This is a genomic window from Streptomyces sp. 147326, assembly GCF_045000215.1.
Taxonomy (GTDB): domain Bacteria; phylum Actinomycetota; class Actinomycetes; order Streptomycetales; family Streptomycetaceae; genus Streptomyces.
This window is the reverse complement of record NZ_CP134201.1, coordinates 5673622-5693822: the sequence shown is the minus strand read 5'-3', so window position 1 is coordinate 5693822 and position 20201 is coordinate 5673622. Positions and strand designations below refer to the sequence as shown.

18 protein-coding genes are annotated in these 20201 nt (G+C 70.4%); 15 read left to right on the top strand and 3 right to left on the bottom strand.

Annotated elements, in window-relative coordinates:
• The first annotated feature begins 8 nt into the window (after positions 1-8).
• The 12 genes from RIU97_RS26085 to RIU97_RS26030 all read left to right on the top strand — a co-directional run bounded on the left by RIU97_RS26085 (position 9) and on the right by RIU97_RS26030 (position 13869).
• Positions 9-2111, top strand: coding sequence for an acetyl/propionyl/methylcrotonyl-CoA carboxylase subunit alpha (locus RIU97_RS26085; RefSeq protein WP_404960025.1), 2103 nt, complete (start codon positions 9-11; stop codon positions 2109-2111).
• Positions 2108-3043 carry a hydroxymethylglutaryl-CoA lyase gene (locus RIU97_RS26080; protein ID WP_404960024.1) on the top strand — a complete coding sequence of 312 codons (936 nt, stop codon included), beginning with the start codon at positions 2108-2110 and terminating at the stop codon, positions 3041-3043. Before RIU97_RS26085 ends, RIU97_RS26080 begins: the two co-directional genes overlap by 4 nt.
• 7 nt (positions 3044-3050) lie before the next feature.
• Entirely contained in the window at positions 3051-4211 is a 1161-nt protein-coding gene (locus tag RIU97_RS26075) for an acyl-CoA dehydrogenase family protein (protein WP_404960022.1), read from the top strand.
• 143 nt (positions 4212-4354) lie between these two features.
• Positions 4355-5392: an ABC transporter substrate-binding protein gene (locus RIU97_RS26070; RefSeq protein WP_404960021.1), complete on the top strand. Its 1038-nt coding sequence runs from the start codon at positions 4355-4357 to the stop codon at positions 5390-5392.
• A 72-nt stretch (positions 5393-5464) separates the two neighbouring features.
• Positions 5465-6370, top strand: coding sequence for a siderophore-interacting protein (locus RIU97_RS26065; RefSeq protein ID WP_404960020.1), 906 nt, complete (start codon positions 5465-5467; stop codon positions 6368-6370).
• Positions 6371-6516: 146 nt separating this feature from the next.
• On the top strand, positions 6517-8007 hold the full coding sequence (locus RIU97_RS26060) for a pyridoxal phosphate-dependent decarboxylase family protein (protein WP_383567545.1): 1491 nt from the start codon (positions 6517-6519) through the stop codon (positions 8005-8007).
• Entirely contained in the window at positions 7991-9292 is a 1302-nt protein-coding gene (locus RIU97_RS26055; RefSeq protein ID WP_404960019.1) for a lysine N(6)-hydroxylase/L-ornithine N(5)-oxygenase family protein, read from the top strand. Before RIU97_RS26060 ends, RIU97_RS26055 begins: the two co-directional genes overlap by 17 nt.
• Positions 9289-9882, top strand: a complete 594-nt coding sequence (locus RIU97_RS26050) for a GNAT family N-acetyltransferase (protein WP_404960017.1) — start codon at positions 9289-9291, stop codon at positions 9880-9882. The genes RIU97_RS26055 and RIU97_RS26050 overlap by 4 nt, the downstream gene beginning before the upstream one ends.
• Positions 9879-11660, top strand: a complete 1782-nt coding sequence (locus RIU97_RS26045) for an IucA/IucC family protein (protein WP_404960016.1) — start codon at positions 9879-9881, stop codon at positions 11658-11660. Before RIU97_RS26050 ends, RIU97_RS26045 begins: the two co-directional genes overlap by 4 nt.
• A 196-nt stretch (positions 11661-11856) precedes the next feature.
• Entirely contained in the window at positions 11857-12960 is a 1104-nt protein-coding gene (locus RIU97_RS26040; protein ID WP_404960014.1) for an alpha/beta hydrolase, read from the top strand.
• Positions 12917-13333, top strand: a complete 417-nt coding sequence (locus RIU97_RS26035; protein ID WP_404962941.1) for an alpha/beta hydrolase — start codon at positions 12917-12919, stop codon at positions 13331-13333. Before RIU97_RS26040 ends, RIU97_RS26035 begins: the two co-directional genes overlap by 44 nt.
• Before the next feature lie 164 nt (positions 13334-13497).
• A complete protein-coding gene (locus tag RIU97_RS26030) occupies positions 13498-13869 on the top strand; it encodes a hypothetical protein (RefSeq protein ID WP_404960012.1) in 372 nt (123 codons plus the stop codon).
• Between the two features lie 193 nt (positions 13870-14062).
• On the opposite strand, the gene RIU97_RS26025 is transcribed toward RIU97_RS26030, so the two are convergent.
• Positions 14063-15661 carry a beta-N-acetylhexosaminidase gene (locus tag RIU97_RS26025; RefSeq protein WP_404960011.1) on the bottom strand — a complete coding sequence of 533 codons (1599 nt, stop codon included), beginning with the start codon at positions 15659-15661 and terminating at the stop codon, positions 14063-14065.
• A gap of 51 nt (positions 15662-15712) precedes the next feature.
• Here RIU97_RS26025 and RIU97_RS26020 point away from each other — a divergent pair, with 51 nt between their 5' ends.
• From RIU97_RS26020 to glmS, 3 genes are all read left to right on the top strand, one after another.
• Positions 15713-16597 carry a DUF4429 domain-containing protein gene (locus RIU97_RS26020; protein ID WP_404960010.1) on the top strand — a complete coding sequence of 295 codons (885 nt, stop codon included), beginning with the start codon at positions 15713-15715 and terminating at the stop codon, positions 16595-16597.
• Between the two features lie 96 nt (positions 16598-16693).
• Positions 16694-16969 (top strand): hypothetical protein, encoded by a 276-nt coding sequence (locus RIU97_RS26015; protein WP_030008735.1) that lies wholly within the window; start codon positions 16694-16696, stop codon positions 16967-16969.
• A 65-nt stretch (positions 16970-17034) separates the two neighbouring features.
• A complete protein-coding gene (gene glmS / locus RIU97_RS26010) occupies positions 17035-18852 on the top strand; it encodes a glutamine--fructose-6-phosphate transaminase (isomerizing) (protein WP_327414143.1) in 1818 nt (605 codons plus the stop codon).
• Positions 18853-18960: 108 nt separating this feature from the next.
• Here glmS and RIU97_RS26005 read toward each other — a convergent pair whose 3' ends face one another.
• Together RIU97_RS26005 and RIU97_RS26000 are read right to left on the bottom strand one after the other, a co-directional pair.
• Positions 18961-19527 (bottom strand): acetate uptake transporter, encoded by a 567-nt coding sequence (locus RIU97_RS26005; RefSeq protein WP_404960008.1) that lies wholly within the window; start codon positions 19525-19527, stop codon positions 18961-18963.
• A gap of 98 nt (positions 19528-19625) precedes the next feature.
• Complete coding sequence (locus RIU97_RS26000; protein WP_319722977.1) at positions 19626-20159, bottom strand: universal stress protein; 534 nt, start codon at positions 20157-20159, stop codon at positions 19626-19628.
• Positions 20160-20201: the final 42 nt, after the last annotated feature.

Genomic DNA, 20201 nt, shown 5'->3' with positions numbered 1-20201 from the left:
CCTCACTGATGTTCAGCACTGTTCTGGTCGCGAACCGCGGCGAGATCGCGGTCCGGGTCATCCGCACGCTGCGGCAGCTCGGCATCCGCTCCGTGGCCGTCTTCAGCGACGCCGACGCGGACGCCCGTCACGTACGGGAGGCCGACACGGCCGTCCGCATCGGTCCGGCCGCGGCCGCCGAGAGCTACCTGTCGGTGGAGCGGCTCCTCGACGCCGCCCGGCGCACGGGCGCCGAGGCGGTCCACCCGGGCTACGGCTTCCTCGCCGAGAACGCCGCCTTCGCCCAGGCCTGCGCGGACGCCGGGCTGGCCTTCATCGGGCCGCCGGCCTCCGCCATCTCCCTGATGGGCGACAAGATCCGCGCGAAGGAGACGGTGAAGGCCGCCGGGGTTCCGGTCGTGCCCGGCTCCTCGGGGAGCGGGCTGACCGATGCCGAACTGGTCGCGGCCTCCACGGAGATCGGCATGCCGGTGCTGCTGAAGCCCTCGGCGGGCGGCGGCGGCAAGGGCATGCGGCTGGTTCGCGACGAGGCGGTGCTGGCCGAGGAGATCGCGGCCGCCCGCCGCGAGGCCCGCTCCTCCTTCGGCGACGACACGCTCCTCGTCGAGCGGTGGATCGACCGGCCCCGGCACATCGAGATCCAGGTACTGGCGGACGCCCACGGGAACGTGGTGCACCTCGGCGAGCGCGAGTGCTCGCTGCAGCGCCGGCACCAGAAGGTGATCGAGGAAGCGCCGTCGGTCCTGCTCGACGAGAAGACCCGTGCGGCGATGGGCGCGGCGGCGGTCGACGCGGCCCGCTCCTGCGGGTACGTCGGCGCGGGCACGGTGGAGTTCATCGTCCCGGGCGGCGACCCGTCCTCCTACTACTTCATGGAGATGAACACCCGTCTCCAGGTCGAGCACCCGGTGACGGAGCTGATCACCGGGCTGGACCTGGTGGAGCTCCAGCTGCGGGTGGCGGCGGGCGAGCGGCTGGGCTTCGACCAGTCGGAGGTCCGGCTGACGGGTCACGCGATCGAGGCCCGCGTCTGCGCGGAGGACCCGGCGCGCGGGTTCCTGCCGTCCGGCGGTACGGTCCTGGCCCTCTCGGAGCCGGACGGCGGGGCGGTGCGTACGGACTCCGGGCTGACGGCGGGCGTGCCGGTGGGCTCCACGTACGACCCGATGCTGTCGAAGGTCATCGCGTACGGGCCCGACCGTGCGGCGGCCCTGCGGGTGCTGCGGGCGGCTCTGGCCGACACCGTGATCCTGGGCGTCCAGACCAATGCCGGGTTCCTCCGGAGGCTGCTGGCCCACCCGGACGTGGTCTCGGGCGATCTGGACACGGGCCTGGTCGAGCGCGACCTCGCCGGGCTCCTGCCGGAGGGGGTCCCGCCCGAGGTGTACGCGGCCGCAGCCCTGCTGGCGCACGGACCCCGGGCTCTGCCCGGACCCGCGCCGCAGACGCCGGCGGGGCTGGGAGTTTCGGCGAGGCCGGACGGATGGGTCGACCCCTTCGACGCCGCCAGCGGCTGGCGCCTGGGCGGCACGCCCGCTTGGACGGTCCACCACTTCCGCCTTCCCGGCCAGGACCCGGTGGCGGTCCGATCCCGCGCCAGGGGCACCGGCCACGAGCTGCTGATCGACGAGGCCGGGGCCGGTTCAGCCCGGCCGGCGATCGAGGCGCGGGGTCCGGGGCATAGCTCCGGCGCACCGGCCCTCGGCCGGATCATCACCCGCACCCCCGACACCGTCACGATCGAACTCGACGGCGTCACGCACCGGTTCAGCCACGCCGCCTCCCCGGAGGGGACCTGGCTCGGCCGCGACGGAGACAGCTGGCACGTCCAGACGTACGACCCCGTCGCGGCACACCTCAGCGGGGCCGGACGCGGCGGCGCCGAGACGCTCGCCGCCCCCATGCCCGGCACCGTCACCGTCGTCAAGGTGGCCGTCGGCGACAGGGTGACGGCCGGGCAGAGCCTGCTCGTGGTCGAGGCCATGAAGATGGAGCACGTCATCTCCGCCCCGCACGCCGGCACCGTCACCGAACTCGACGTGACCCCCGGGACCACGGTCGCGATGGACCAGGTCCTGGCCGTCGTCACCCCGGACGAGGAGAGCGAATGACCGGCCTGCCCATGACCGTCCCGGTCCCCGGCCTCCCCGCCCGGGTCCGGATCCACGAGGTCGGGGCCCGTGACGGGCTCCAGAACGAGAAGAGCGCCGTACCGACCGAGGTGAAGGCGGAGTTCATCCACCGCCTGGCCGCCGCCGGGCTCACGACCGTCGAGGCAACCAGCTTCGTGCACCCCAAGTGGGTCCCGCAGCTGGCCGACGCCGAGGCGCTGTTCCCGCAGCTCGCGGACCTCGACGGGGTCGCCCTGCCCGTCCTCGTCCCCAACGAGCGCGGCCTGGACCGCGCGCTCGCCCTCGGTGCCACCCGCATCGCCGTCTTCGGTTCGGCCACCGAGACCTTCGCCTCCCGCAACCTCAACCGGACCGTCGCCGAGTCCCTCGCCATGTTCGAGCCCGTGGTGGCCCGCGCGAAGCAGGAGAAGGCGCACGTCCGCGGCTATCTCTCGATGTGCTTCGGCGACCCCTGGGAGGGCTCCGTCCCGGTCCACCAGGTCGTACGGGTCGCCACGTCCCTGCTCGACCTCGGGTGCGACGAGCTGAGCCTCGGCGACACCATCGGCGTCGCCACCCCCGGCCACGTCCAGGAACTGCTCAGCGGCCTGAACGAGGCGGGCGTCGGTACCGACCGCATCGGCGTGCACTTCCACGACACCTACGGCCAGGCCCTCTCCAACACCCTCGCCGCGCTCCAGCACGGTGTGACCACCGTCGACGCCTCCGCAGGCGGCCTCGGCGGATGCCCGTACGCGAAGAGCGCCACCGGCAATCTCGCGACCGAGGACCTGGTGTGGATGCTCGACGGTCTCGGCATCGAGACCGGGGTCGATCTGGCCGCCCTCACCGCCACGAGCGTGTGGATGGCCGAACAGCTGGGGCGGCCCAGCCCCTCACGTACCGTCCGCGCCCTCTCCCACAAGGAGTAGTCACACCATGTCCCTCGACCACCGGCTCACCCCTGAGCACGAGGAACTCCGCCGTACCGTCGAGGCGTTCGCGCACGACGTCGTCGCCCCGAAGATCGGCGACCTCTACGAGCGGCACGAGTTCCCCTACGAGATCGTCGCCGAGATGGGCCGCATGGGCCTGTTCGGCCTGCCCTTCCCGGAGGAGTACGGCGGCATGGGCGGGGACTACCTCGCCCTCGGCATCGCCCTGGAGGAGCTGGCCCGCGTCGACTCCTCGGTCGCCATCACCCTGGAGGCCGGCGTCTCCCTGGGCGCCATGCCCCTGTACCTCTTCGGCTCGGAGGAGCAGAAGCGGGAGTGGCTGCCGAAGATGTGCTCCGGCGAGGTCCTCGGCGCCTTCGGTCTGACCGAGCCCGGCGCGGGCTCCGACGCCGGCGGCACCCGCACCACGGCCGTCAAGGACGGCGACGAGTGGGTCATCAACGGTTCGAAGTGCTTCATCACCAACTCCGGTACGGACATCACCGGTCTGGTCACGGTCACCGCCGTGACGGGCCGCAAGGCGGACGGCCGCCCGGAGATCTCCTCGATCATCGTCCCGTCCGGCACCCCCGGCTTCACGGTGGCCGCCCCCTACTCCAAGGTGGGCTGGAACGCCTCGGACACCCGTGAGCTGTCCTTCGACGGCGTACGGGTGCCCCTGGCCAACCTCGTGGGCGCGGAGGGCCGCGGCTACGCCCAGTTCCTGCGGATCCTCGACGAGGGCCGGATCGCCATCTCGGCGCTCGCGACCGGTCTGGCGCAGGGCTGTGTGGACGAGTCGGTGAAGTACGCCAAGGAGCGGCACGCCTTCGGCAAGGCGATCGGCGACAACCAGGCCATCCAGTTCAAGCTGGCCGACATGGAGATGCGCGCCCACATGGCCCGCATCGGCTGGCGCGACGCGGCCTCCCGGCTGGTGGCCGGCGAGCCGTTCAAGAAGGAGGCGGCGATCGCGAAGCTCTACTCCTCGACGGTCGCCGTCGACAACGCCCGCGAGGCGACCCAGATCCACGGCGGCTACGGGTTCATGAACGAGTACCCGGTGGCCCGGATGTGGCGGGATTCCAAGATCCTGGAGATCGGTGAGGGCACCAGCGAGGTCCAGCGCATGCTGATCGCCCGTGAACTGGGCTTCTCCGCCTAGTCGCAGGGCTCGTCCGCGTCCGGGCGGAACGAGGGGGCCCGAAAAAACTTAGGGCCCCCTTATCGTTTTCGGCCAAGGTTAGGCTAACCTTCCTCACGAACGGCTCAGTGGCCGCCCGGATACGCACGAAAACGGACATCGACATGCCCAAGTCCCGTACCTCCTCCCTCACCCGTCGCGGATTCATCGCGGCAGGCGGCGCCCTCGGCCTCGTGGCGGCGCTCGCCGCATGCGGTGGCACCGACTCGGCGAAGGGCGACGGCGGCAAGGACAACGGCGCTGCGGCCTCCGGCCCCTGGACCTTCAAGGACGACCTCGGCAAGGAGGTCACCACCAAGGCCAAGCCGAAGAACATCGTCGCCTTCACCGGCACCGCCGCCGCGCTGCACGACTACGGCATCCCGGTCAAGGGCGTGTTCGGCCCGACCACGACCGCCGACGGCAAGCCCGACGTCCAGGCCGGTTCGCTGGACGTCACCAAGGTCGAGATCCTCGGCAACGTCTACGACCAGTTCAACGTCGAGAAGTACGCCTCCCTCCAGCCCGACCTCCTCGTCACCAACACCTGGGACGGCTCCTACTGGTACGTCCCCGAGGCCTCCAAGGACAAGATCCTGACGCTGGCCCCGGCCGCCGCCATCTCCGTGGGCGGCGACACCTCGCTGCCCAAGGCCCTGGAGCGCACGGCCGACCTGGCCAAGTCCCTGGGCGCCGACCTGGGTGCCAAGAACGTCGTCGACTCCAAGGCGCGCTTCGAGGCCGCCGCCGCCAAGGTCCGCGAGGCCACCAAGGCGAACCCCGGTGTCAAGGTGCTGGCCGGCTCCGGCGCGGACGCCCTGTACTACGTCTCCACCCCGAAGACCGCGGCGGACCTGAAGTACTTCGAGGAGCTCGGCGTCGAGTTCGTCGTCCCGGAGAAGCTGGACGAGGGCGGCTTCTTCGAGAGCCTCAGCTGGGAGAACGCCGGCAAGTACAAGGCCGACGTCATCCTGCTCGACAACCGCACCGGCACCCTGCAGCCCGAGCAGCTGAAGGCCAAGCCGACCTGGGGCGAGCTGCCCGCGGTCAAGGCCGGCCAGGTCGTCCCGCGCGTGTCCGAGCCGATCTACTCGTACGACAAGTGCGCCCAGATCCTTGAGGACCTCGCCAAGGCCATCCAGGGCGCCAAGAAGGTCGGCTGACCCGGTCGACCCGCGGCGCCCGGTGACCCCGGGCGCCCGTAGGCCGTTCCGACTTCCAGGGGGATCCTCCGCATGACCGTCACCGCGTCCGACGACACCGCTCCGGCCGTCGCCCACTTCCGGTTCTTCGCGCTCGAAGTGGTCCGCACGCGCCGCCTCGGCCACTCGTTCCTGCGGGTCACGTTCGGCGGGGAGTCCCTCGCGGACTTCCGCTCGGGCGGCTTCGACCAGAGCCTGTCGCTCTTCCTGCCCCCGTCCGGCCAGGAGCACACGGTGCTCCCGTCCACGGACGAGGACACCTGGTTCGCCGCCTGGCGCGGGATGCCCGACGAGGAGCGGCCGGTGATGCGCTCCTACACGGTGCGCGAGCAGCGCCGTACGCCCGAGGGGGCGGTCGAGGTCGACATCGACTTCGTCCTGCACGGCGATGCGTCGCCGGCCTCCCGCTGGGCAGGGCGCGCGGTCACCGGCCGGCGGATCCTGGCCATCGGCCCGGCCGTCGCGGAGAACAAGTCCGTACGCTTCCAGCCGCCGGCCGCCACCGACGCGATCTGGATGTACGCGGACGAGACCGCCCTGCCGGCCGCGGCCGCGATCCTGGACCGGCTGGCCGCCGGGACCCGCGTCCGGGCCTGGTTCGAGGTCCCGCACGAGGACGACCGGATCGCGCTGGACACGCTCGCCGACGCGGACATCACCTGGATCGTGCGCGAGGGCCACGGCCGGGAGCGGACCGAGCAGGTGCTGAACGTGCTGCGCCCGGCCGAACCGCCCGCCGCCGAAGTCCCGTACGTCTGGCTGGCGGGCGAGGCCGGCACCATTCGCGCGGTGCGCCGCCACTTCGTGCAGGAACGATCCGTCGACCGCCGCGCGGTGCGGTTCACCGGCTACTGGCGGCTCGGCGCGAGCGAGGAGCAGCTCCTCGCCGAGGCGTACGCCGGCAAGGCGCCGAGCGAGGACCCGGCGTCCGAGCTGTAGTCGACTGCCGCATCCCGTAACACCGTTGGAGAGGGGCCCTGGCTTTCAGCCAGGGCCCCTCTCCATTTGGCTTGAAGTTAAGGTTAGGCTAACCTAAGCATCACACACCCCACTCTCCCCTTCTCCCCCTGCCCGGAGGAAAGTTGATGCGCTCGCATCTGCTGAATGAGACGACCGCGGACCTCTACCGGCGTTCCGTCACCGAGGGCGTCGACCGCGTCGCCGCCAAACTCGCGACCACGGAGCGGCCTCACACCGGTATATCCGTCGACGAACTCGCCCCGGTCATCAACGGGATCGACCTGGACAAGCCGCTCGCGGACGCGGCCGCCGTCCTGGACGAGCTGGAGGACGTGTATCTGCGCGACGCGGTGTACTTCCACCACCCGCGCTACCTCGGGCACCTCAACTGCCCCGTCGTGATCCCCGCGGTGCTCGGCGAGGCGGTCCTCTCGGCCGTCAACTCCTCTCTCGACACCTGGGACCAGTCGATCGGCGGCACGCTGATCGAGCGCCGCCTCATCGACTGGACCGCCCAGCGCATCGGCCTCGGCCCCGCCGCGGACGGCATCTTCACCTCCGGTGGCAGCCAGTCCAACTTCCACGCCCTGCTCCTCGCGCGTGACGAGGCCTGCCGCATCGTCATGAAGAAGGAGCTGGACGAGGGGCGCGAGCTCACCAAGGCCGAACTCCTCCCGAAGCTGCGCATCTTCACCTCCGAGGCCAGCCACTTCAGCGTGAAGAAGTCGGCCGCCATGCTCGGGCTCGGCTACGAGGCCGTCATCGCCGTCCCGGTCGACCGCAACCGCCGGATGGACACCGCGGTGCTCGCCCTGGAGCTCGAGGAGTGCGCCGCCGAGGGCCTCTTCCCCATGGCCGTCGTCGCCACCGCCGGCACCACCGACTTCGGGTCCATCGACCCGCTCCCCGAGATCGCCCGCCTGACCGCCGAGCACTCCGCGTGGATGCACGTGGACGCCGCCTACGGCTGCGGACTGCTGGTCTCCCCCACCCGCCGGCACCTCCTCGACGGCATCGAGCACGCCGACTCGGTCACGGTCGACTACCACAAGTCGTTCTTCCAGCCGGTCAGCTCCAGCGCGATGCTGGTCCGCGACCGCGACACCCTCAAGCACGCCACGTACCACGCGGACTACCTCAACCCGCGCCGCATGGCCGAGGAGCGCATCCCCAACCAGGTCGACAAGTCCATCCAGACCACGCGCCGCTTCGACGCGCTCAAGCTCTGGATGACCCTGCGCGTCATGGGCGCCGACGGCGTCGGATCGCTCTTCGACGAGGTCATCGACCTGGCCGCCGCCGGCTGGGACATCATCGACGCCGACCCGCGCTTCGAGGTCGTCGTCAAGCCGCAGATCTCCACCCTCGTCTTCCGCTTCCTGCCCGGCGAGGAGGTCCCCGCCGACCTCCTCGACGAGGCCCAGCTCCACGCCCGCAAGGCGCTCTTCGCCTCCGGCGAGGCCGTCGTCGCCGGGACGAAGGTGGACGGGAAGCAGTACCTGAAGTTCACCCTCCTCAACCCGCAGACCACGACGGCCGACATCGCTGCCGTCCTCGACCTCCTCGCCGCACACGCCGAGCAGTTCCTGGGAGAATCCCTTGCCGTCCACCACTGAGCCCCACGACTTCATCGGTATCGGCCTCGGCCCCTTCAACCTGGGACTCGCCTGCCTCACCGCGCCGATCGACGAACTGAACGGCCTGTTCATCGAGTCGAAGCCGCACTTCGAGTGGCACGCGGGGATGTTCCTGGACGGCGCGCACCTGCAGACGCCGTTCATGTCGGACCTCGTCACCCTCGCCGACCCGACGTCGCCGTTCTCCTTCCTGAACTACCTGAAGGACCAGGACCGGCTGTACTCCTTCTACATCCGGGAGAACTTCTACCCGCTGCGCGCCGAGTACAACGACTACTGCCGCTGGGCCGCCGACCGGCTCGACAACGTCCTGTACTCGACCTCCGTCACCGAGGTCACCTACGACGAGCAGGCCGCTCTCTACGAGGTCCGCACCGACAAGGGCGAGACCCACCGGGCCCGCCGCCTGGTCCTGGGCACCGGCACCCCGCCCTTCGTCCCGGAGGCCTGCGCCGGCCTCGGCGGCGACTTCCTGCACAACTCCGCCTACATGCAGAACAAGGCGGAGCTGCAGAAGAAGAGGTCCATCACGCTGATCGGCTCCGGCCAGAGCGCCGCCGAGATCTACTACGACCTCCTCGCCGAGATCGACACGTACGGCTACCAGCTCAACTGGGTCACCCGTTCCCCGCGGTTCTTCCCGCTGGAGTACACGAAGCTGACGCTGGAGATGACCTCCCCCGAGTACGTGGACTACTTCCACGCCCTCCCCGAGGACACCCGCTACCGGCTGGAGACCCAGCAGAAGAACCTCTTCAAGGGCATCGACGGCGACCTGATCAACGCCATCTTCGACCTGCTCTACCAGAAGAAGATCACCATGCCGGGGCAGGTGCCGACCACCCTGCTGACCAACACCTCCCTGAACAGCACGGCGTACGACACCGCCACGGGCACCTACACCCTGGGGCTGCGCCAGGAGGAGCAGGAGCGGGACTTCACCCTCGCCTCCGAGGGCCTGGTCCTGGCCACCGGCTACAAGTACCAGGTGCCCGAGTTCCTCGCCCCGGTGCGCGACCGGCTGAACTTCGACGGCCACGGCCGCCTCGACGCCGGCCGCAACTACAGCGTCGACACCACGGGCCGCGGGGTGTACCTCCAGAACGGCACGACCCACAACCACTCCCTGACCTCGCCCGACCTGGGCATGGCCGCGTACCGCAACGCCTACATCGTGGGCGAACTCCTCGGCCGCGAGTACTACAAGGTCGAGAAGTCCATCGCGTTCCAGCAGTTCGCAGCCCCGGAAGGCACGCACGTATGAGCACCACCACCGGTGAGATCCTCTTCACCCGCACCGACGCGGCCCTCGGGACCTTCGCCATCCGCCCGCTGGACCCCTTCGCCGATGCGGAGCTGCTGCACGGCTGGGTCACGCACCCCAAGGCCTCGTTCTGGATGATGCAGGACGCCTCGCTGCCGGACGTCGAGCGCGAGTACATGCGGATCGCCGCGCACGAGCACCACCACGCCTTCATCGGCCTCCACGAGGGCCGCCCGGCCTTCCTGATGGAGAGCTACGACCCGAGCGAGCTGGAACTGGTCGGCCTGTACGACGCCCAGCCCGGCGACGTCGGCATGCACTTCCTCGTCGCGCCGAGCGACCGGCCCCTCAGCGGTTTCACCCGCGCCGTGATCACCACGGTGATGGCCGCCCTCTTCGCCGACGAGGAGACGGAGCGGGTCGTCGTCGAGCCGGACGTCCGCAACACGGCGGTGCACGCCCTCAACGCGGTGGTCGGTTTCGCCCCCGAGCGCGAGATCCAGAAGCCGGAGAAGGAAGCCCTCCTCAGCTTCTGCACCCGCGCCCAGTTCGAAGCAGCCACCGGCATCACCCAGGAAGTGTCGATATGAGCCTGGCCGACGCCGTCTCCCACCTCTCCCCGGAGCTCTGGGCCCGCGCGAACCGCGCGCTGGTCCGCAAGGCGCTCGCGGAGTTCTCCCACGAACGCCTCCTGACCCCGAAGCCGCTGGGCGACTCCTGGTACTCGGTCCTGAGCGACGACTCCACGGTGGAGTACCGGTTCAAGGCCGTCCTGCACGCCCTCGACCACTGGTCGGTGGACGAGTCCTCGGTCACCCGCCTGCAGGACGGCGCCGAGCTCCCGCTGGACGCCCTCGACTTCCACATCGAGCTGCGCGAGGCGCTGGGCCTGAGCCCGGAGGTCCTGCCCGTCTACCTGGAGGAGATCTCCTCCACCCTGGCCGGCACGGGCTTCAAGTACACGAAGCCGCAGATCTCCTCCGACGTCCTCGCGAAGTCCTCCTTCCAGGACATCGAGACCGGCATGACCGAGGGCCACCCCTGCTTCGTGGCGAACAACGGCCGCCTCGGCTTCGGCGTGCACGAGTACCTCTCGTACGCCCCGGAGACGGCGAGCCCGGTCCACCTGGTGTGGGTGGCGGCCCGCAAGGACGTCTCCACCTTCACGGCGGGCGCGGGCCTGGACCACGACTCCTTCGTCCGCGCCGAGCTCGGCGAGGAGACGATCGCCGGGTTCGCGGCGCAGCTGGAGGCCCTGGACCTGGACCTGGCCGACTACCACCTGCTGCCGGTCCACCCCTGGCAGTGGTGGAACAAGACCACGGTCACCTTCGCCGCCGAGATCGCCAACCGCCGCCTCGTGCTGCTGGGCGAGGGCTCGGACGCGTACCTGGCGCAGCAGTCGATCCGTACGTTCTTCAACCAGAGCGCGCCGGAGAAGCACTACGTCAAGACGGCCATCTCGGTGCTCAACATGGGCTTCATGCGCGGGCTCTCGGCCGCCTACATGGAGGCCACCCCGGCCATCAACGACTGGCTGCACCAGCTGATCGAGGGCGACGAGGTCCTGCAGTCGGTGGACTTCTCGATCATCCGCGAGCGCGCGGCGATCGGCTACCACCACCGCCAGTACGAGCGCGCCACCGACCGCTACTCCCCGTACCGCAAGATGCTGGCCGCGCTGTGGCGCGAGTCCCCCGTCAACTCCCTCAAGGGCGACGAGCGGCTCGCCACCATGGCCTCGCTCCTGCACGTCGACGCCGAGGGCAAGTCCTTCGTCGGCGCCCTGATCGAGGAGTCGGGCCTGACCCCGGCGGAGTGGCTGCGCCACTACCTCCGGGCCTACCTGGTCCCGCTCCTGCACTGCTTCTACCAGTACGACCTCGCGTACATGCCGCACGGCGAGAACACGATCCTCGTCATCGAGGGCGGCGTGGTGAAGCGGGCGATCTTCAAGGACATCGCCGAGGAGATCGTCATCATGGACCCGGACGCGGTCCTGCCGCCCGCGGTCGAGCGGATCCGGGCGGACGTCCCGGAGGACATGAAGCTGCTGTCCGTCTTCACGGACGTGTTCGACTGCTTCTTCCGCTTCCTGGGCCCGATCCTGGCGACGGAGGGCATCTGCGAGGAGGACACCTTCTGGCAGGCGGTGGCCGACTGCGGTCACGCGTACCAGGAGTCGGTGCCGCAGCTCGCGGAGCGCTTCGCGCGGTACGACCTGTTCGCGGAGGAGTTCCAGCTGTCCTGCCTGAACCGCCTCCAGCTGCGGAACAACAAGCAGATGGTCGACCTCTCCGACCCCTCCGCCGCCCTGCAGCTGATCGGCACCCTCAAGAACCCCGTCGCGGCCTTCGCCCGGCGGTGACGCACGGGGCGGGTGTGCCGACTACGGTCCCTCGGCACACCCGCCCCTTCCGCGTCCCATGAATGAGCAACCGCGATGCCCGAACTCTTCGCACAGCTGCTCCGCCAGGACTTCTCCGACATGGACGCCGCCGCCGCGTCCTGGAAGAAGCTCGCCAAAGCCTTCGACGACACGCAGAAACGGCAGCCGCAAGCGCGTGACCGGCCCGCTGCACAAGGCCGGGTGGGCTGGTGTCAGCGCCACCTACGGCTTCGCGGCCATGGAGGCGACGGAGACCAAGCTGAACACGGCAGAGGTCAACGCCCGCCTGATAGCCACCCTCCTCGACGCGCTCAGCACGAAGATGCAGAACGCCCAGCGCAATCTGCGCAACGCGGTCAAGGATGCCGAGGCGGCCGGGCACAAGGTCCGTGACGACGGCTGGGTCGAGTCCAAGCAGGCGGTCGACCCCAAGTACCACAACGATCCCGACTACGCGGGCCTGCAGCGGGAGGCCAACGCCGGCCTGGGCGGGTTCCGTGCCCGGATCGACGCCGCGGTGGAGGAAGCCAGGACGGCCAGCCAGACCGCCGCAGACGCGCTCCACCAGTTGGACCCCTTCGACCTCGACAAGCGCTACGGCGGCGCGCACGCGGAGGAGGACGTGGCGCGTGTCGCCGAGTTCGCCGGCATCAACCCGAAGGACATCCCGGACGGCAAGGACCCACAGCGGTCCAAGGACTGGTGGGCCGGCCTGAACGAGGAGCAACGGGGATTCTTCCTCGCCGCCTACCCGGACCGGATCGGCACTCTGGACGGCCTGCCCGCACCCGTCCGCGATCAGGCCAATCGCGACACCCTCGACTTGCGCCTGAACGACTACGCGGTGCGGGAGGGAAGCCTCGGCTACCACGACCGGAGCATGAACAGGTCCCTGACCTCGCTCAAAGTCCGGCTGGAGAAGTCGGACACCGGCCCGGACCGCAAGCAGATGTACCTCCTCGGCTTCGGCACCGAGAGCGACGGGCGCGCCATCGTGGCGCTGGGCAACCCGGACACCGCCCGGCACACGTCGGTCCTCGTGCCGGGGACGGACAACCAGCTGGACAACTACGACGGTCAGCTGGACCGCATCGACAAACTGCAGGACGCGTCGGGAAAGTGGAGCGAGGGGCACGGAGACGATGTCTCCGTGATCAGCTGGATGGACTACAACGCCCCCGAAATGGACAACACCGTCGCAAGCCGGAGCCGGGCGCAAGCGGGGGCGGAAGGACCTGCGGGACTTCACTCACGGCCTCCGGGCCGCACACGAGGGTGAGCGCGGGCACCTGAGCGTCATCGGCCACAGTTACGGGTCCACCATGACCGGAGCGGCCGATGCCGGCGGATCCGGTCTGGGCGCGGACGACGTCCTCGTCGTCGGCAGCCCCGGCCTCACCGTGGATCGTGCCGATCAGCTGCACGTGAATCCCCGACACCTGTGGGTCGGAGCCGCCCCCGACGACTTCGTCTCCAACCACACCTCGGGACTCACGCTCGGGGTGGACCCCAAGGACCCGGAATTCGGGGCCCAGAGAATGTATGTGGACACCGAAGGACACAGCGGCTACTGGGACGACGGCAGCAAGAGCCTGGACAACCAAGGCCGCATCATCGCCGGAATCCGGCCCCAGACACAGCCGCGCTCGTGATCCGAAGGAGACCACGACCCATGCCCACGATGCGCAGGGCCTCCCTTGTCCTCGCCCTCACACTGCTGCTCGGAGGATGCATGTCAGACAGTGGCGCCAACGATCCGCTTCCCCGTATGAGCAGGGAAAGGGCTGAGACTTGGGCGCAGCACTGGGTCGACTCCATGGCTCGCACGACCAAGTCCGAGATCGTTTCGGGCACGCCCAGGGCGAATTTCACCAACTGCACCGGCAAGAAGGGCGAGACGGCCCACGACGGCCGGTTCACGCTGATGTACGACGCGCGCGCCAAGCTTCCTCGCGCCCAGTACGCCGAGGCCATGAGGGCGCTGCGGGACGAACTCAAGGCCCAGGGTTTCGAGATCGTCGGCTATCAGGAAGGCCCCGGGCAGGAGCGCGGAGCCTATCTGGTGCAGGCGGAGCATCCGAAGGACAAGCAGTACGTCTCCGTCGGCGACGTGACCGAGGACACGCTGACCCTGTCCGTCAACACCCCCTGCCTCCTCCCGCCCGACGCTGATCAACAGCAGCTCTGACGGGCGCGGGCCGGGGGCCGACGGCGGGCGCACGCTCCGGGGCGGCAAGGACACCGGCGGAGGCGGCTTCCGCAGCACCCCCGTGCCCGCGGAAGCCGCCTCCGGCTCTTCGGACGCCCCCGCGGCCCGCCCGGTTCCCAGTGTGGCCGGGCAGAAGGATGCCGTGGAGTCGATTTCTAGAAATATTTTCTAGTTACTGCGCCCACGGCACGTCCGGGGCCCGGTAGAAGCCGATGCCCTGCGCGTCGAGGCGGGGCTGCTGGGCCGCCAGGCGACGGCTGTACGAGGGCCAGTCCAGCGAGCCCGCCGGGGACCAGCCGAGCTCCGCCAGGCCCAGGACCCGCGGGAACGCCATCAGCTCCCAGTCGGCCCGCGTCGCGACGTTCTCCGTCCACAGCGGGGCCTCCACGCCCAGGACGGCGGACTCCGGGACCCCGGCCAGATAGGCCCCCGGGTTCCAGGAGTACGCCCGCCGCACCGGTACGTACCCGGCCCACGCCAGCCCCGGCTTCGTCGCCGCCTCGTACTTCATGTCCAGATACAGCCGGTCCGCCGGCGACAGGACCAGCCGGTGCCCCGCCTTCGCCGCCGCCACCACGGCCGCCCGGTCCGCGGCCGCGGTCTTGTCGTGGCCCCAGTACTGCAGCACCGCCCCCTGCGCCGGCCGCGCCGCCGCCAGCTGGTGCCAGGCCATCACCGTCTTCCCGTACCGGCCCACCACCGCCTGCGCCCGGTCCATGAAGGCCGCGTAGTCCGCCGCCGGCGTCGCGTGCGCCTCGTCGCCGCCGATGTGCAGGTAGCGGCCCGGGGTCAGCGCCGCCAGCTCGCCGAGCACCTCGTCGATGAACTCGTACGTCCGCTCCTTGCCGACGCACAGCGAGCTGAAGCCCACCTTCGTCCCGGTGTACCGGTCCGGGGCCTTCCCGTCGCAGGTCAGCTCCGGATAGGAGGCGAGCGCCGCGTTCACGTGCCCCGGCATGTCGATCTCCGGGACCACGTCCACGTACCGCTCCCCCGCGTAGGCCACCAGCTCCCGGTACTCCTCCTTCGTCCAGTGCCCGCCGGGGCCGCCGCCGACCTCGCTGCCGCCCCCGTACTCCGCCAGCCGCGGCCAGGAGTCGACCGCGAGCCGCCACCCCTGGTCGTCGGTCAGGTGCACGTGCAGCGTGTTGACCTTGTACTGGGCGAGCTGGTCCACGTACCGCTTGACCTGCTCCACCGAGAAGAAGTGCCGCGCGATGTCGACCATCGCCCCCCGGTACGCGAAGCGCGGCCGGTCGGTGACCGTCCCGCCCGGCACCGTCCCGGGGCCGGCCACCGGCACCAGCTGCCGCAGCGTCTGCCCCGCGCGGAAGAGGCCGGCCGGGGTCCGCGCGGTGAGGGTGATCCCGCCGGGACCGGACTCCAGCCGGTACCCCTCTTCGCCCAGCCCCTCGGCCTCCTCGTCGATGCCGAGCCGGATCCCGTCGCCCTGCGCCCCGTCGACCACCGGCAGCGGCAGCCCGCTCGGGCCGCGCAGCTGCTCCGCGAGGAGCTCGCCCACCCGGCGGACCTCCTCGTCCGCCCCCCGGCCGGTACGGATGACCGTGCCGGCCCCGAAGGAGTAGCCGGGCCCTTCGGCGCGCGCGGAGAGCGGCGCCGGCAGCAGCCGCTCGAAGGGGGCGAGGGCCGCGGGCGGATCGTCGCCGGGTCTGGCGTCGTCCCCGTGGGCGGTGGTGCAGGAAACGGAACCACCGAGGGCACCGAGGGCGAGGAGGGTGCCGAGCGTGCGTCGCAGTCGCAGGACTCTCATGGCCCAGGTATAGGCCAACTGGCCCGTCCGTGACGGTGGGAGAATCGCCGGATGGCGGAAATCATCCAGAAGGACGGCACTTGGAGCTTCGACGGGGACGCGGTGCGCATCGTGCCGGGCCGCGACAAGGGGGTGGCACTGTTGCGGCAGACCCTCGGCGAGGTGGTCGTGCCGCTGCGCGCGCTCGCGGGGATCTCGTACGAGCCGAGCCGCAAGGCGGGCCGGCTCCGGCTCCGGCTGCGTGACGGCGCGGACCCACTGCTCCAGGTGACGGGCGGACGACTGCCGGAGGCATCCGACCCGTACCGGCTGACCGTGGAGTCGGACCGCAGCGGGGTCGCGGAGTACTTCGTGGACGAGGTCCGCAACGCCCTGCTGCTGGACCAGGTGGACCTCGGCCCGGTGGACACGTACCTGCTGCCGGGGCCGCCGGTGCCGATCGCGGTGGGCGCGGGCGACGGGACGGCGGCCTTCGACGGCGACCGGGTGGCCCTGGACTGGAACTGGACCACGGAGGAGGCCAAGCGCTCCGGCGGACCGCGGGAATTCCGGATCGCCGATCTGCGCACGGTGGAGTGGTCCCCGTCGAAGGGCCTGGAGAACGGCTGGCTGCGCTTCACCCTGACGGGCGCCCCGCCGGCCCCGGCGCCCAAGTACGACCCGCACACCGTGGAGCTCTTCGGCTTCAAGAAGGACCCGCTGATGGCCCTGGTCGCGGCGGCCGTGGCCGTACGGATGCCCCACCCGGCGGCGCCCCAGGAGGGCCCGGCCGACGCGGTCGCCGCGCCCGCGGGGCTCTCCCCGACGGCCGCCCCCGCCGAGGACCACGACGCACTGCTGCGGCGGCTGCGCGAGCTGGGCGATCTGCACCAGGCGGGAATCCTGACGGCCGAGGAGTTCGCCGCGGCGAAACAGGCTGTTTTGCAGCGTTTCTAACCGGACCGACCCGCTCCCTGGTCCAGACCAGGAGGATCCTGCCCGATTTCGGGCAGGATCTTTGCGTTCGGCGCCATTAGCCGCCAATATCTACGAGTGCTCGATCGCCGCCCGTCGCATGACGACCTCGTCGACCACCTGGTGCGCAGCACCGCGCTGCAGCGCGGCGAGGCCGCCCGGGTGGTGCTCGACGTGCTCGCCTACTTCGACGAGACGACCGAGGAGTTCGTCCGCCGCCGCCACCGGGAACTGCAGTCCGGCGGAGCGGTCAACGCGGAGATCTTCGAGCGGATCGCGGCCGAGCTGCCGCACCGCGCCGTGGCGCCTCCGGAGCTCTCGCTCCGGCAGCTGCGCCGCATCGTCTACGGCTGAGCCGGCGGCCGCGGGCGCGGCTGTGGGCGAGTACACGAACCGAACTTCAGGAGGGGCAAAACCGTATGTGCGGAATCGTCGGTTACATCGGCAAGCGTGACGTGGCACCGCTGCTGCTGGAGGGCCTGCAGCGGCTGGAGTACCGCGGATACGACTCCGCCGGCATCGTCGTGAACAGCCCGAAGGCGTCCACCCTGAAGGTGGTCAAGGCCAAGGGCCGCGTCCGCGAGCTGGAGTCCCGCGTTCCCAAGCGCTTCACCGGCACCACCGGCATCGCCCACACCCGCTGGGCCACGCACGGCGCCCCGAGCGACATCAACTCGCACCCGCACCTGGACGCCGAGAACAAGGTCGCCGTCGTCCACAACGGCATCGTCGACAACGCCTCCGAGCTGCGCGCCAAGCTCGAGGCCGACGGCGTCGTCTTCGTGTCGGAGACCGACACCGAGGTCATCGTCCACCTGATCGCCCGCTCCGAGGCCGACTCCCTGGAGGAGAAGGTCCGCGAGGCCGTCAAGGCGATCGAGGGCACCTACGGCATCGCCGTCATGCACGCCGACTTCGCCGACCGCATCGTCGTCGCCCGCAACGGCTCCCCGGTCGTCCTGGGCATCGGCGAGAAGGAGATGTTCGTCGCCTCGGACGTCGCCGCCCTGGTCGCGCACACCCGCCAGGTCGTCACCCTCGACGACGGCGAGATGGCCACCCTCAAGGCCGACGACTTCCGCACCTACACCACCAGCGGTGCCACCACCACCGCCACGCCGGAGACCGTGGAGTGGGAGGCCGCCTCCTACGACATGGGCGGCCACGACACGTACATGCACAAGGAGATCTCCGAGCAGCCCGACGCGGTCGACCGCGTGCTGCGCGGCCGGATCGACGACCGCTTCAACACCGTGCACCTGGGCGGCCTGAACCTGGACCCGCGCGAGGCGCGCGGCATCCGCCGGGTCAAGATCCTCGGCTGCGGCACCTCCTACCACGCGGGCCTCATCGGCGCCGGCCTCATCGAGGGGATGGCCCGCATCCCCGCGGACGCCGAGCCGGCCTCCGAGTTCCGCTATCGCAACCCGGTCGTGGACCCCGACACCCTCTACATCGCGGTGTCGCAGTCCGGTGAGACCTACGACGTGCTCGCGGCCGTGCAGGAGCTCAAGCGCAAGGGCGCCCGCGTCCTCGGCGTGGTCAACGTGGTCGGCTCCGCGATCGCCCGCGAGGCCGACGGCGGCGTGTACGTGCACGCCGGCCCCGAGGTCTGCGTCGTCTCCACCAAGTGCTTCACCAACACGGTCGTGGCCTTCGCGCTGCTCGCCGTGCACCTGGGCCGCATCCGGGACCTCTCCGTCACCGACGGCAAGCGGATCATCGAGGGCCTGCGCAAGCTGCCCGCGCAGATCCAGGAGATCCTCGACGGCGAAGAGGACATCAAGAAGCTGGCCGCCGAGTTCGCCGAGGCCAAGTCGATGATGTTCATCGGCCGGGTGCGCGGCTACCCGGTGGCCCTGGAGGCCTCCCTCAAGCTGAAGGAGATCTCCTACATCCACGCCGAGGCCTACCCGGCCTCCGAGCTCAAGCACGGTCCCCTCGCCCTGATCGAGCCCTCGCTGCCGACGGTCGCGATCGTCCCGGACGACGACCTGCTCGAGAAGAACCGCGCGGCGCTGGAGGAGATCAAGGCCCGCAGTGGCCGGATCCTGGCGGTCGCCCACCGCGAGCAGGAGAAGGCGGACCACACCATCGTGGTCCCGAAGAACGAGGACGAGCTGGACCCGATCCTGATGGGCATCCCGCTCCAGCTGCTGGCGTACCACACGGCCCTGGCCATGGGCCGGGACATCGACAAGCCGCGCAACCTGGCGAAGTCGGTCACCGTCGAGTAGCCGACGGCCCCCGTCACATGAGTCGACCCCCGTGCGCCGTGCGCACGGGGGTCGACCCCTTCGGACCCCTGCGAAATCCCTGCGGATCCGCGCGGATCCCGGTGGTGCTCAGCTCGCGGCGACCGCGCCGCGCCGGGACTTGCCCACGGCCATCGGCCAGTGCGCCAGGGCCGCGGTGGCCCCGTACCAGGCCAGCAGCCCGGACACGGCGGCGACCCAGCCGCCCGCCTTGGCGAGCCCGCCGCTGTCCATGAACGAACCTATGGCCAGCAGGACGAGCGACAGGGTCAGCAGGCCGTAGACGCCCTGGCTGAACAGACCGCCCGCGGCGGCGACCGTGAGGGTCAGCGCGAGCATCGCGAACAGGACAAGAAACGTTCCGGCGGCTTCGTCGGAGACCGAAGCCCCCGCGCCCTTGGCCCACGTGAACCAGAAGATGCCGAGGCCCGCGAACGCGGTGCCGTTGAACCCGTTGCCGCCGCGGTACTCGAGGAGCCCGAGGAGGAACAGGGCCGCGCCGCCGACGTACATCGCGAGCGACACGGAGCTGGCAGCGGACACTCCGTCGATGACACCGGTGTGGCCGATACCGAATGCGAGAAGGGTGAGACCCAGGGCGATGTTCCCGAGGGTCGAAGTCGAGGCCGTGCTTCCCGCAGAGACACCATTGTCCACGGCGGGCTCCCTTCGATCTGCAGTTGTTTGCTGCGTCCCAGCAGCATTTATCTACCCTTTACACGAGGGCACAACCGCACAATCGACTTAACAGGGGGTCACGGAATGACAACAACCGGTCGCTGCGCGCGCTTGGCCAGACGGCCGGCCACCGATCCGAAGATCCGGCCCACGATCCCGTGCGTGGAGCCCACCACGATGGCGTCGGCCGAATACTCCCGGCCGACCTCCTCGAGCTCATGGCAGATGTCACCGCCCCGCTCGACCAGGATCCACGGCACTTCCGCCAGGTAGTCCGCGCAGGCGAGCTCCAGCCCGAGCACCTCGGTGCGGTGGTCCGGCACGTCCACGAAGACCGGCGGCTCGCACCCCGCCCACACGGTGGTGGGCAGCCGGTTGGCGACATGGACGATGATCAGACCCGATCCGGAGCGCCGGGCCATGCCGATCGCGTACGCGAGGGCGCGCTCACTGGACGTGGATCCGTCGAATCCCACCACGACTCCGTGCCGGAAGGCCGGATCGCAGGGCAGACGTGTCTGTTCCACCGCACGCAGATCGGCGGCCGACGCGGGGTCGGCGAGGCGTTTGCGCTTGCGGTCCGCGGGTTCGGAGAATTCGTGACCGGCCATGGGTATCTCGGCGAAGAGGTCCTTGGAGGAAGCAACAGGGGC

What these genes read in the sequence shown, in the direction of transcription:
- RIU97_RS26085 (WP_404960025.1), top strand. Translation starts at nt 9, where the DNA reads ATGTTCAGCACTGTTCTGGTCGCGAACCGCGGCGAGATCGCGGTCCGG.
- RIU97_RS26080 (WP_404960024.1), top strand. Translation starts at nt 2,108, where the DNA reads ATGACCGGCCTGCCCATGACCGTCCCGGTCCCCGGCCTCCCCGCCCGG.
- RIU97_RS26075 (WP_404960022.1), top strand. Translation starts at nt 3,051, where the DNA reads ATGTCCCTCGACCACCGGCTCACCCCTGAGCACGAGGAACTCCGCCGT.
- RIU97_RS26070 (WP_404960021.1), top strand. Translation starts at nt 4,355, where the DNA reads ATGCCCAAGTCCCGTACCTCCTCCCTCACCCGTCGCGGATTCATCGCG.
- RIU97_RS26065 (WP_404960020.1), top strand. Translation starts at nt 5,465, where the DNA reads ATGACCGTCACCGCGTCCGACGACACCGCTCCGGCCGTCGCCCACTTC.
- RIU97_RS26060 (WP_383567545.1), top strand. Translation starts at nt 6,517, where the DNA reads ATGCGCTCGCATCTGCTGAATGAGACGACCGCGGACCTCTACCGGCGT.
- RIU97_RS26050 (WP_404960017.1), top strand. Translation starts at nt 9,289, where the DNA reads ATGAGCACCACCACCGGTGAGATCCTCTTCACCCGCACCGACGCGGCC.
- RIU97_RS26045 (WP_404960016.1), top strand. Translation starts at nt 9,879, where the DNA reads ATGAGCCTGGCCGACGCCGTCTCCCACCTCTCCCCGGAGCTCTGGGCC.
- RIU97_RS26030 (WP_404960012.1), top strand. Translation starts at nt 13,498, where the DNA reads ATGGCTCGCACGACCAAGTCCGAGATCGTTTCGGGCACGCCCAGGGCG.
- RIU97_RS26025 (WP_404960011.1), bottom strand. Translation starts at nt 15,661, where the DNA reads ATGAGAGTCCTGCGACTGCGACGCACGCTCGGCACCCTCCTCGCCCTC.
- RIU97_RS26020 (WP_404960010.1), top strand. Translation starts at nt 15,713, where the DNA reads ATGGCGGAAATCATCCAGAAGGACGGCACTTGGAGCTTCGACGGGGAC.
- glmS (WP_327414143.1), top strand. Translation starts at nt 17,035, where the DNA reads ATGTGCGGAATCGTCGGTTACATCGGCAAGCGTGACGTGGCACCGCTG.
- RIU97_RS26000 (WP_319722977.1), bottom strand. Translation starts at nt 20,159, where the DNA reads ATGGCCGGTCACGAATTCTCCGAACCCGCGGACCGCAAGCGCAAACGC.